This window comes from Streptomyces sp. NPDC001056, assembly GCF_053598955.1.
This window is the reverse complement of record NZ_JBSFLI010000017.1, coordinates 22,120-33,917: the sequence shown is the minus strand read 5'-3', so window position 1 is coordinate 33,917 and position 11,798 is coordinate 22,120. Positions and strand designations below refer to the sequence as shown.

The 11,798-nt window shown below is 72.9% G+C and carries 10 protein-coding genes; 5 read left to right on the top strand and 5 right to left on the bottom strand.

Features of this window, described 5'->3' with window-relative positions; genetic code table 11:
* The first annotated feature begins 115 nt into the window (after window positions 1-115).
* Complete coding sequence (locus ACWDD7_RS20770) at window positions 116-805, top strand: ANTAR domain-containing protein (protein ID WP_450458409.1); 690 nt, start codon at window positions 116-118, stop codon at window positions 803-805.
* On the opposite strand, the gene meaB is transcribed toward ACWDD7_RS20770, so the two are convergent.
* From meaB to ACWDD7_RS20750, 4 genes are all read right to left on the bottom strand, one after another.
* Complete coding sequence (gene meaB / locus ACWDD7_RS20765) at window positions 798-1,805, bottom strand: methylmalonyl Co-A mutase-associated GTPase MeaB (protein WP_450458408.1); 1,008 nt, start codon at window positions 1,803-1,805, stop codon at window positions 798-800. The two genes, ACWDD7_RS20770 and meaB, sit on opposite strands and share 8 nt — an antisense overlap.
* A 7-nt stretch (window positions 1,806-1,812) precedes the next feature.
* Window positions 1,813-3,987 (bottom strand): methylmalonyl-CoA mutase, encoded by a 2,175-nt coding sequence (scpA, locus tag ACWDD7_RS20760; protein WP_351864653.1) that lies wholly within the window; start codon window positions 3,985-3,987, stop codon window positions 1,813-1,815.
* Window positions 3,987-5,786, bottom strand: coding sequence for a methylmalonyl-CoA mutase family protein (locus ACWDD7_RS20755; RefSeq protein ID WP_392211646.1), 1,800 nt, complete (start codon window positions 5,784-5,786; stop codon window positions 3,987-3,989). The genes scpA and ACWDD7_RS20755 overlap by 1 nt, the downstream gene beginning before the upstream one ends.
* A gap of 165 nt (window positions 5,787-5,951) precedes the next feature.
* Window positions 5,952-7,715 carry a hypothetical protein gene (locus tag ACWDD7_RS20750; protein ID WP_450458407.1) on the bottom strand — a complete coding sequence of 588 codons (1,764 nt, stop codon included), beginning with the start codon at window positions 7,713-7,715 and terminating at the stop codon, window positions 5,952-5,954.
* Between the two features lie 234 nt (window positions 7,716-7,949).
* Here ACWDD7_RS20750 and ACWDD7_RS20745 point away from each other — a divergent pair, with 234 nt between their 5' ends.
* The 4 genes from ACWDD7_RS20745 (at window position 7,950) to ACWDD7_RS20730 (ending at window position 10,656) form a co-directional block, all read left to right on the top strand.
* Window positions 7,950-8,327: a cell division protein SepF gene (locus ACWDD7_RS20745; protein WP_351875014.1), complete on the top strand. Its 378-nt coding sequence runs from the start codon at window positions 7,950-7,952 to the stop codon at window positions 8,325-8,327.
* 127 nt (window positions 8,328-8,454) lie between these two features.
* Complete coding sequence (locus ACWDD7_RS20740; protein WP_450458406.1) at window positions 8,455-9,645, top strand: ATP-binding protein; 1,191 nt, start codon at window positions 8,455-8,457, stop codon at window positions 9,643-9,645.
* Window positions 9,642-9,980 carry a nucleotide pyrophosphohydrolase gene (locus ACWDD7_RS20735; RefSeq protein ID WP_351875020.1) on the top strand — a complete coding sequence of 113 codons (339 nt, stop codon included), beginning with the start codon at window positions 9,642-9,644 and terminating at the stop codon, window positions 9,978-9,980. Before ACWDD7_RS20740 ends, ACWDD7_RS20735 begins: the two co-directional genes overlap by 4 nt.
* A gap of 175 nt (window positions 9,981-10,155) precedes the next feature.
* Window positions 10,156-10,656, top strand: a complete 501-nt coding sequence (locus tag ACWDD7_RS20730; protein ID WP_351875023.1) for a DUF6099 family protein — start codon at window positions 10,156-10,158, stop codon at window positions 10,654-10,656.
* A 139-nt stretch (window positions 10,657-10,795) separates the two neighbouring features.
* Here ACWDD7_RS20730 and ACWDD7_RS20725 read toward each other — a convergent pair whose 3' ends face one another.
* Window positions 10,796-11,719 (bottom strand): LLM class F420-dependent oxidoreductase, encoded by a 924-nt coding sequence (locus ACWDD7_RS20725; protein WP_450458405.1) that lies wholly within the window; start codon window positions 11,717-11,719, stop codon window positions 10,796-10,798.
* Window positions 11,720-11,798 lie beyond the last annotated feature (79 nt).

The window sequence follows — 11,798 nt, the reverse complement described above, 5'->3', positions numbered from 1 at the left end:
GCTACCGCCCACCCCGGCCCCCGCACCCTCGTGTGTCCCGCGCAGCCGCCCGGTCGTGAGGATGCGATGGTGGAAACAGGGCAGGTGGTCGGGTACGGGGGCAGAGAGGAGACCGATGGACTGGCGCATGTTCGCCGAGCGGATGGCCGCGCTCGCACGGGACCTGCTGGCGCAGCAGACGGTGACCGACACCCTGAACCGGATCACCCGTTCCGCCACCGAGCTGATTCCCGGCTGTGACGCGGCCGGCATCCTCATCCTGCACGCCAGGGGAGTGCGCACCCTCGCCCCGACCGACCAGGTGGTGATCGACAGCGACCGCTTGCAGGAGCGCCTCCAGGAGGGCCCCTGCTACGACGTCGCGCGCCCCGAGAGCGCGGACCGGGTGTTCCGCATCGCCGACTTCCGCGAGGACCACCCGGGCTGGCCGGACTACGTGCGCGCGGCCCGCGAGCTGGGTCTCGGCAGCATGATGGGATTCCTGCTCTACACCGAGGACGAGGACCTCGGCGCGCTGAACATCTACTCCCGCAGTCCGGGCGCCTTCACCGAGGCCGACGAGACGGCCGGCTGGCTGCTCGCCTCGCACGCCGCGGTCGCCTTCTCCAGCGCCCGCACCCACGCCCAGCTGGAGCAGGCCGTCTCCACCCGGCACGTCATCGGCGAGGCCATGGGCATCCTCATGGGCAGCCACGACCTCACCGAGGACCAGGCCTTCGACGTGCTGCGCCGCTACTCCCAGGACAAGAACGTCAAACTCCGGGAAGTGGCACGGCGGATCTGCGAACGCGGCGGACTCAGCTGACCGAGTGCGAACGGCTCGCGCCGCCTTCGAATGCCTCCAGAATCCGCTCGGCGGCCAGGGTCGCCGTCAACGACCCTTCCCTGACCCGCCGTTCGAGCTCCGGCGCCGCCTCCCGCACCGCGGGGTCCGCGTGCAGGCGGCCGAGGAGTTCGTCGCGGACCATCGCCCACGTCCAGTCGACCTGCTGGTCCCGCCGCTTGGCGGTGAGCCGCCCGGTGGAGTCCAGCAGGGTGCGGTGCTGCTCCAGCCGTTCCCACACCGTGCCGAGCCCCGTGGACTCGCGCGCGCTGCAGTGCAGCACCGGCGGGGTCCAGAACGCGTCCTTGCCGTGCATCAGCCGCAGCGCGCCCGCCAACTCCCGTGCCGCTGACCGCGCGTCGCGCTCGTGCGGGCCGTCCGCCTTGTTGACGGCGACCACGTCGGCCAGCTCCAGGACGCCCTTCTTGATGCCCTGCAACTGGTCGCCGGTGCGGGCCAGGGTGAGCAGCAGGAAGGAATCGACCATGTCGGCGACCGCCGTCTCCGACTGCCCGACGCCGACGGTCTCCACGAGGATCACGTCGTAGCCCGCCGCCTCCATCACCACCATCGACTCACGGGTGGCCTTCGCGACCCCGCCCAGCGTGCCCGCGCTGGGGGAGGGCCGCACGAAGGCCGCCGGGTCGACCGACAGCCGTTCCATCCGTGTCTTGTCGCCGAGGATGGAGCCGCCGGTGCGGGTCGAGGACGGGTCGACGGCGAGGACGGCGACCCGGTGGCCCAGCGAGGTCAGCATGGTGCCGAACGCGTCGATGAACGTCGACTTGCCGACCCCCGGCACCCCGCTGATGCCGATCCGCCGGGCCCGGCCGCTGTACGGCAGCAGCCGGGTCAGCAACTCCTGGGCGAGCGCGCGGTGCTGGGGCCGGGTGGACTCGACGAGCGTGATGGCGCGGGCCACCAGGGCCCGCTTCCCGTCGAGCACACCCTTGACATATGTGTCGAGATCGATCGGGGCCATCGCGCCCCTACAGCTCGTGGCCGAGGTCGGCCGACAGCCGCTGGACCAGGTCGTACGCCGCGTCCGGGATCACCGTCCCGGGCGGGAACACGGCCGTGGCGCCCATCTCCAGGAGCGTGGGCACGTCCTGCGGCGGGATCACCCCGCCGACCACGATCATGATGTCCTCGCGGCCCTCCTCCGCCAGCTTCTCGCGCAGCGCCGGGACGAGGGTGAGGTGACCGGCGGCCAGCGAGGACACGCCGACCACGTGCACATCCGCCTCGACCGCCTGCCGCGCGACCTCGTCCGGCGTCTGGAACAGCGGGCCGACGTCGACGTCGAAGCCGAGGTCGGCGAACGCGGTCGCGATCACCTTCTGGCCGCGGTCGTGGCCGTCCTGGCCCATCTTGGCGACCAGGATGCGCGGCCGGCGCCCCTCGGCCTTCTCGAAGGCGTCCACCAGGGCACGGGTGCGGTCCACCGACGGGGACTCGCCTGCTTCGTTGCGGTACACGCCGGAGATCGTACGGATCTGGCTGGCGTGCCGGCCGTACACCTTCTCCAGGGCGTCGGAGATCTCACCGACGGTCGCCTTGGCGCGGGCCGCGCGCACGGCCAGCTCCAGCAGGTTCTCGGTGCCCTCGGCGGCCCGGGTGAGCGCGTCCAGCGCGTCCCGGCAGGCCTGCTCGTCGCGCTCCGCGCGCAGCCGGCGCAGCTTCTCGATCTGCTGGGCGCGCACCGAGGAGTTGTCGACCTTGAGCACGTCGATCTGCTCGTCGCTGTCGACGCGGTACTTGTTGACGCCGATCACCGGCTGGCGCCCGGAGTCGATGCGGGCCTGGATGCGGGCCGCCGCCTCCTCCACGCGCAGCTTGGGGATGCCCGCGTCGATGGCCTGCGCCATGCCGCCCGCCTGCTCCACCTCCTGGATGTGCGCCCAGGCCCGGCGTGCGAGGTCGTACGTCAGCCGCTCGACGTAGGCGCTGCCGCCCCACGGGTCGATGACCCGGGTGGTGCCCGACTCCTGCTGGATGAGCAGCTGGGTGTTGCGGGCGATGCGCGCCGAGAAGTCGGTGGGCAGCGCGAGCGCCTCGTCCAGGGCGTTGGTGTGCAGCGACTGGGTGTGGCCCTGGGTCGCGGCCATCGCCTCGACGCAGGTGCGCGTGACGTTGTTGAACACGTCCTGCGCGGTCAGCGACCAGCCCGAGGTCTGCGAATGGGTGCGCAGCGACAGGGACTTGGCGTTCTTCGGCTCGAACTGCGCGACCAGCTTGGCCCACAGCAGCCGGGCCGCCCGGAGCTTCGCGACCTCCATGAAGAAGTTCATGCCGATCGCCCAGAAGAACGACAGGCGCGGCGCGAACGCGTCCACGTCCAGGCCGGCTTCGCGCCCCGCGCGGATGTACTCCACACCGTCCGCGAGCGTGTACGCCAGCTCCAGGTCGGCCGTCGCACCCGCTTCCTGGATGTGGTAGCCGGAGATGGAGATGGAGTTGTAGCGCGGCATCCGCTGCGAGGTGTACGCGAAGATGTCGGAGATGATCCGCATCGACGGCTTCGGCGGATAGATGTAGGTGTTGCGGACCATGAACTCCTTGAGGATGTCGTTCTGGATGGTCCCGGCCAGCTTCTCGGGCGGTACGCCCTGTTCCTCCGCCGCCACGATGTACAGCGCCAGCACCGGCAGCACGGCGCCGTTCATCGTCATCGACACCGTCATCCGGTCGAGGGGGATCCCGTCGAACAGCTGCCGCATGTCGTAGATGGAGTCGATCGCGACGCCCGCCATGCCGACGTCACCGGTCACCCGCGGGTGGTCGCTGTCGTAACCGCGGTGCGTGGGCAGGTCGAAGGCGACCGACAGGCCCTTCTGGCCCGCCGCCAGGTTGCGCCGGTAGAAGGCGTTGGACTCCTCGGCGGTGGAGAAGCCCGCGTACTGGCGGATGGTCCAGGGCTGGTTGACGTACATCGTCGGGTACGGGCCGCGCAGGTACGGCGCCATGCCCGGGTAGGTGCCCAGGAAGTCCAGGCCCTCCAGGTCACGCCCCGTGTACAGCGGCTTGACCCCGATGCCCTCGGGGGTCTCCCACAGCGGCTCGGCGCCGCCGGTGGCCCGCTTGACGGCCGCCTGCCACTCCTCGGCGCTGCCGCCGGCCACCGGGGTCCCCAGCTCGATGCCGGAGAAGTCGGGGATTCCCATCAGGACACTCCCATGCGGTCAAGAGTCGCGGACAGCACATCGACGGCGTCGCAGCCCGCGAAGACGTACGAGTCGACACCGGCGTACTCGCCCCGGCCCGCCAGGAACACCTGCCGGGCGCCGGCCGCGCGCAGCGACTCGGCCGCCCGCTCGGCCTCTTCGGCGTACCGCGCGTCGCTGGAGCAGAGCACGGCCTCGGTGGCGCCGCTCTCCTCGAAGCTCCCCTCGGTGACCGGCTCGATGCCGCCGGCCTGGAACAGGTTCGCGGCGAAGGACGCCCGCGCGGTGTACTCGGATGCCGAGCCGAGCGTGGCGAGGAAGATCCGCGGGCGGGCACCGGTCGCCGCGAGATGGGCGTCGGAGCGGGCCCGCAGCTCCTCGAACGCCTCGTCCCGGCGTACCCGGGGCAGCCCGCCGGACGGCGGCTCGGGCGCGGGCTCGCGCTTCACCGGCTTCTCGGCCAGCAGCGGGAACTCGCTGACACCGGTGATGGGTTCGCGCCGCTTGGCGAGCTTCTTGGAGCGCTCCGCCCAGGTCGTCGCGAGGTCGGTGCGCAGCCGCCCGGAGCGCAGCACGGCCGCCTGGCCGCCGTCGCGCTCGATGGTCCGGAAGAACTCCCAGGCGGCCTGGGCGAGTTCGTCGGTCAGCCGCTCCACGTACCAGGAGCCGCCCGCGGGGTCGATGACGCGCGCGAGGTACGACTCCTCGATCAGGATCGTGGACGTGTTGCGGGCGATGCGCCGGGCGAACGCGTCCGGCAGGCCGAGCGCGTGGTCGAACGGCAGCACCGTCACGGAGTCGGCGCCGCCCACCCCGGCGGCGAGCGTCGCCACCGTGGTGCGCAGCATGTTCACCCACGGGTCGCGGCGGGACATCATCACCGGCGAGGTCACCACGTGCTGCACCTGCGCGCCGGGCGCGCCGCTGACCTCCGCGACCCGCGCCCACAGCCGGCGCGCCGCGCGCAGCTTGGCGATGGTCAGGAACTGGTCGGCGGTGGCCGCGTACCGGAACTCCAGCTGTGCGGCGGCCTGGTCGACGGACAGGCCCGCCTCGGTCAGCGCCCGCAGGTAGGCCACGCCGGTGGCGAGCGAGGCGCCCAGCTCCTGCGCGGCCGAGCCGCCGGCCTCGTGGTACGGCAGCGCGTCCACGGTCAGCGCGCGCAGGCCCGGGTGGGTCTCGGCGCAGCGCGCGGCCAGGGCGGCGTACGGCGCGAGGTCCTGCGCGGTGCCGGTGCGGGCCTCGTACCCGAGCGGGTCGCCGCCCAGGTTGCCGCGCGCGGCCTCGGGGTCGACGCCCCTGTCCGCGTACAGGGCCAGCAGCGCCTCGGCCGCCGCCGCGGTGTCCCGCCCGGCGTCCAGCACGACCGGTGCGAGGTCCAGGTAGACGCCCTCCAGGGCCCGGCCGAGGTCGGCGACCGGGATGCCCCCCTCGCCCAGCGCCAGCCACAGCGAGGTGCCGCCGTTCTCCAGGTCGGCGAGGACCGCGCCGTCGGCGAGCGTCGTGTGCCGCTGCCGCACGTCCCAGCCGCCCGTGACCCCGCCCTCGGGGCGCGCACCCCGTACGTACGGGGCGAAGCCCGGCAGGCCGGGGTCGGGCGCGGTGTCGCGCGCGGTGTAGAGGGGACGGGTGCGCAGCCCGTCCTCCAGCGTCGTGGACAGAGCGTCCTCAGCTGCCGTACCCGAGACTTCCTTGCCCGACTTGCGCAGCACACCTTCGACCAGGCGTTGCCACTGCTCGTGTGTCGCGTCAGGGAACTCGGCGGCCAGTGGGAGCCCGTCGTCAGGCAGGACCGTCATGGCTCGGATGCTAGGCCAGTGTGCTCAAAAGAGTGCAGTGCAATCGCTTGTGAGTTTTCTCCCCTTGCGGCTGTGACCCGCGCCGCTTCCGTGGATGATCACCCTGAAACGACGCAGCGGCCCGGCCGTGATGACGGCCGGGCCGCACGGGGCGGGCGGGGGCGATCAGCTCGTGCCGCCCAGCTCGGATCGTCCTACGTCGCGGGTGGACAGCGTCTGGGGACCGCCCGTGAAGGCGCGCAGCCGCAGCCGGGTGCTCGGCTTCTTCGGGAGCGTGAAGTCGCCGGAGGGGGAACGGAGTTCGACGGTCGCCGTGGTGTGCGCGGGGATGGTGGCCGGGCCGTGGGTGAGGAACCAGTAGCGGCTCATGCCCTGGCCCGCGGTCAGCATGTAGTGCGGGGTGAGCGGGACGTCGCCGGTGTTGGCGACCCGGAGGGTCACCCCGGAGATCGTCCCGGGCCTCGGGGTCCGGACCGATGCGATGTCCATCCGGAGCGGGGGCCTGCCGGTCGCCGCGAGGACCGCGCTGACCAGCGCGGGCGCGAGCAGCACCGCGACGGCCGCGATCCGGGCGGGCCTGCGCCGGGGTCCGGCCAGGAAGCGGGGCCGGGGCTGCCAGGCGTGCGCGAACTCCGGCAGGGGCGCGGTGACCGCCGCCGCCAGCCACAGCGGGGTCATCATCAGGTAGTAGCCGTCCTGCGAGCGCGTCGCCAGGAAGAACGCGCACCACGGCAGCACGGTCGCGGCCGGGCCGAGGCGCCGCACGAACAGCACGAACAGGGCGAGCAGCGCCGCGGCCAGCAGCATGCTCGCGTGGCCGTACCAGTCGAGCCGGTCGCTGCCGTGGGTGAAGTACAGCGAGACGCCGACCAGGCCCTGGCCGTGCACGATGGCGCCCTGGGTCAGCGGCAGCACGATGCCGCGCAGCCAGGGACCGGGCTCGGTCACGATCAGGTAGGCGTTGACGAGCAGGAAGGCCAGCACGGCGATGCCGGTGATCCGCAGCACCACGCGCGCCGCCGCGCGCCCGCCCAGCTCGCCGCGGCGCACCGCGTAGATCCCGGCGAGCAGGAACGGCGCGACGAACCAGGGGAGTTGCTGGGCCGCGCAGGCCGCGCCGAGGCACGCGGCGCGGGCGACCCCGGCCGCGCCCAGCCGGCCGCGCGCGCCGATCCGGGGCCAGCGGACCACCACCGGGATCAGCAGGGCGAGGGCGACGATCGCCGGGTAGCCCTGGCGGGCGTAGTTCGGCAGGAGGCCGAAGCCCAGGACGACCATCGTGGCCGCCGACCGCCACTGCGCCGGGACCAGCCGCCACAGCGCGATCGCGCCCGCGACCAGCGCCAGGGTGGCCACCGCCGTCGCCGGGGCGCCGCCGTGGCCCAGCCACAGGAACGGGACGGTGAGCAGCGGCGCGAGCGGGGGATAGCCGTACGTGTAGTCGTACCCGCCGGTCGTCGTCGCGGTCACGGCGACGCCCCTGATGCGGAACAGCCACGGCCAGGGGTGCTCGTACGCGTGGTGTCCGTGGACGAGTTCCCTGGCGGCCTGGGTGGTGAGGAGCGCCTCGTCGCCGCCGGCGTGGTTCAGCGCCCACGCGCACAGGGCGAGGGTGACCGCGGTCGCGAGCACCACCAGGTCGAGGCGGGCCAGCGAGCGCGCCCGGCGGACGGTCAGCGCGAGGACGCCGGTCACCAGGATCGCCGCGTAACAGAGGGAGATGACCCCGGCGAGGACGAGCCGGTGCGTGGCCGCCTGTGTCCAGACCGAGCGGGTGCCGATGAAGAGGCTCACGTCGGCCAGGAGCGTGAGGACGCGGTGCCACTGCGCGGGGGCCCCGGGGGCCTCCGCGCGCGGTCCCGGTACGGCGGACACCGCCGACTGCGTCCGCCGGCCGGGCGTCACCTGCTGTGTTTCTGCCAAGTGCACGGGACCGGACGCTAGCGGCGGTGCGTGACCGGTGAGCGACGTGCGGTGAAGAGTCCGGTATGAGGGCGGTAAGAAGCGGGCATATTCGCACATCTGCCCCAGGTCGGGGCGGGCTCGGCGGCAACGGACCGAACGCTTCCGCGCCGCTGTGTGTCGCTGTTGGGCCGAACGGGTGACTTGGCGTAAGAATTGGCTGGTGCAGGCATGGAAAGCGAGTCAGGTCAGGGGGAGCCGGTGAGCCGTTACGACGTCACCGATGAACAGTGGGAAGGGCTCGCCCAGGTCGTGCCTCTACGGGGCCGCGACGCCTGGCCCTCCGCGGTCAACCACCGCTCCCTCCCGGACGACGAGACCGAGACCCGGCGCCGCTTCGTGGTCCTGCGCGTCAACGTCTTCGCCGACGCCCGCGAGGTCGCCGAGACGGTCATGGCCGGCGCGCCGGTCCTCCTCGACCTCTCCGGCGCGGAGGGCGACGTCGCGAAGCGCGTCCTCGACTTCAGCACGGGCGTCGTCTTCGGTCTGGGCAGCGGGATGCACCGGGTCGACCGCAACGTCTTCCTGCTGACGCCGCCCGGGACGGAGGTCAGCGGGCTGATGGAGGGGGCGGGGTGAGGCGGGGGCGTCCCCGTCGCCCTCCCGGGTGAGGGCCGGTCCTCCGCGTTGCCGTGGGCGTCCTCGATCGTAGGAACGTTCCGCGGGGAAACGGTTCGGCCTCCCGACGGAGCCCTAGCTTTCGGGCATGCCTTTCGCGTCTGGTGAGCCGCCGGTGGTCGACGCACTCGGTGGGAGTGTTCCACCGCGGTCGCGGGGGCCCGTCGACGCGCGGCCGCGGATCACCGAGCTGCGGCTGTCGGCGTTCGCCGGGCACCGGGGAGCGGGGTTTCCGCTGGGGGCCGTCACGCTGTTCGCGGGGCCCAGTGGCGCGGGCAAGACGACGGCGCTCGCGGCCTACGAGGCGTTGGCCCGGCTCGGCGCGGGCGCGCCGCTCCTGGAGGCGTTCCCGGACCCGGTCGCCTGTGTGCCCGAGCGGGCGCGGCCCGACGGCGAGGGCCGGCGGGGGTTCCGCATCGGCTGTACGGCCGACGGCGCGCAGGGTCCGGTACGGCTCGACGTCGCCGTACAGGCCGAACCGCAGCTGCGGATCGTGGGCGAACGGCTGACCGCCGGCGGCGTCGTGCTGCTCCAGACCGCCCTGCGCGACCCGGGGCGCCGTACCGTACAGGCCGCCTGGCACACCGCAGGCACCGCGCCGGTGACCCGCGCCCCCCTCCCCGACGACCGCCTCGGCACCGCCCTGCTCCCGCTGCGCGTGGCGGGCAAGACGGACGGGCAGCGCCGGGTGCTGGCCGCGGCCGAGCAGATGGTGGTCGCGCTGCGCTCGGTCTTCGCCTGCGACCCGCGCCCCGACTGCATGCGCACCCCCGTGCCCACCGGCTCCGGGCGGCTGATGACCGGCTGCGACAATCTCGCCGACGTGCTGTGGCGCACCCGCTCCGAGTGCGCCCGCCGGCACGGCCGGCTGGTCGAGGCGCTGCACGCGGGCTGCGCGGGTCCGGTGACCGACCTCATCGCCGAACCGCTCTTCGACGGCACGGTGCGCGCCCTCCTCGACCGCGGCGACGGCCACCGCACCGAACTGGCCCGCCTCGGTGAGGGTGAACTGCGTTACCTCGCCCTCGCGCTGGTCCTGCTGACCGGCCCCGGCGTCCTGGACATGGACCCGCCGGGCGAGGTCCCCGACGCCCTGCGCTCCCTCACCGTCCTCGCCGACGGCTTCGACCGCTCCCTCGACCCGCGCCAGCGCCCGGCCCTGCTGCGCCTGGCGGTCGGGGCGGCCGAGCACGGACACATCCGCTGTGTCGCGGCGGTCAACGACGCCTCCTGGTGCGCCGGGACCGACGGCGTCACGGTGGTACACCTGGAGCCGTGACGGAACACCCCGACCTCCCCCGACTCCAGCGCAGACTCGCCGAGTTCGCCGCCGCCCGGAACTGGGGGCCTTACCACACCCCCAAGAACCTCGCCTCCGCCCTCAGCGTGGAGGCCTCCGAACTGGTCGAGATCTTCCAGTGGTTGACCCCCGAGGAGTCCGCCCGGGTGATGTCCGACCCCGGCACCGCGCACCGCGTCCGCGACGAGGTCGCCGACGTCCTCGCCTACCTCCTCCAGTTCTGCGAGGTCCTGGGCATCGACCCGCTGACCGCCCTGTCCGAGAAGATCGACCGCAACGAGCGGCGGTTTCCGGTGCCGGGGGAGGACAACTAGCGGAACATCAAGTTCCGTTATTACATTCCGTGTTCAATTCACCGACCGAATCCCAATTGTTGTCCACAGATTTCGGGCTTCCTCTGGCTTTTCGCACCAACGACCCTCACTCTGGGTAGTGGACAAGAGAGTCAGTGAACGTACGAGCGAGTGCGTGGAGGGACGGGGGCGACGGATGGACGCGGTACGACTCATCCTCACCGGCAGGCGAGCCCTGGCGGACGGCGCGGACACGCGCGAGTTGATGGCGGAGGTGTGGCAGGCGCAGGCACTCGCCCAGGCGATCGGCAGCCGGCTCGCGGTCTCGGGGCCGCCGGAGCTGCGCGGCGAGGCGCTCGGGCTGACCGAGCTGGCGGGCCGGGGCTGCGGCGTCCTCGATCCGCCCGATCTGGACCTCGGCGATCTGCGCGCCGCCCAGCTCACCCGGCTGGACGACGCCCGCGAGACCCTGCTCTGCCTCGGCGGGCTGCTCGGCGAGGTCGGCATGGCCCTGGTCGGCATGGCCAGCGCCGCGGCGGACGAGACGACGTACTGGCAGTGCATGGAGGCGATCGACGCGGCCGACGAGTCCCGCGACCGCGTCCGCGAGATGCTGCGCAAGCTGGCGGCGCGGGAGGAGGTGTTGTCGGAGGACGACAACCGGAGAAGCCCCTTCGGGGGCGCGCCCTGCGCGTAGTGCCTTCGCGTAGTGCCCGAGAGCGCGGCGCCGATGATCAACGCGGGCGCCCCGTGGGCACGACGGGCACGCGGCCGCCCGAGCACCCGCGCCGGGCGCCACCGCCGAGGCCGACGGCGCGCCCGGGTCCGGCCGGCCGTCAGCGCGCCTGCGGCATGACCTCCGACGCGATCAGCTCCAGGTGGTCCAGGTCGTCCAGGTCCAGCATCTGCAGGTACACGCGCTGCGCACCCACCGCGGCGTAACGCCCCAGCTTCTCCACGACCTCAGCCGGGGAGCCCGCGAGGCCGTTGGCCTTCAGCTCGTCCACCTCGCGGCCGATGGCGTCCGCCCGCCGCTTGACCTCGGCGTCGTTCCTGCCGACACACGCGACCAGCGCGTTGGAGTACACGAGGTCGTCACCCTTGCGCCCGCGCTCCTCCGCCGCGGCCCGTACCCGGCCGAACTGGCGCTCGCTGTCCTCGACGGAGGCGAAGGGGATGTTGAACTCGGTGGCGTACTTCGCCGCCAGGGCCGGCGTCCGCTTGGCGCCGTGACCGCCGATGAGGACCGGCACCCTGCTCTGGGCCGGCTTCGGCAGCGCCGGGGAGTCCTGCAACTGGTAGAACGTGCCGTCGAAGCCGAACCGCTCCCCGACCGGCGTCTCCCACAGCCCCGTCACGATGGCCAGCTGCTCCTCCAGCCGCCCGAACTTCTCCTTCGGGAAGGGGATGCCGTACGCCTTGTGCTCCTCCTCGTACCATCCCGAGCCGAGGCCCAGCTCCACCCGGCCGCCGGACATCTGGTCCACCTGCGCCACCTGGATGGCCAGCACGCCGGGCAGGCGGAAGGTGCCCGCGGTCATCAGGGTGCCGAGCCGGATGCGGCTGGTCTCCCGGGCGATGCCGGCCAGGGTGATCCAGGCGTCGGTGGGGCCGGGCAGGCCGTCCACGTTGCCCATGTGGAGATAGTGGTCGGAGCGGAAGAAAGCGTCGTAGCCGAGTTCCTCGGCGGTCTGCGCGACGCGCAGCAGCGCGTCGTAGGTCGCGCCCTGCTGGGGTTCCGTGAAGACTCGAAGATCCATGCGTCCATCATGCACGCCGTTGCGGACGCAACCGCGCAGCCAGGCGCCGAGCGCAGTGAAAACCGGTGGTCAGCGGGGC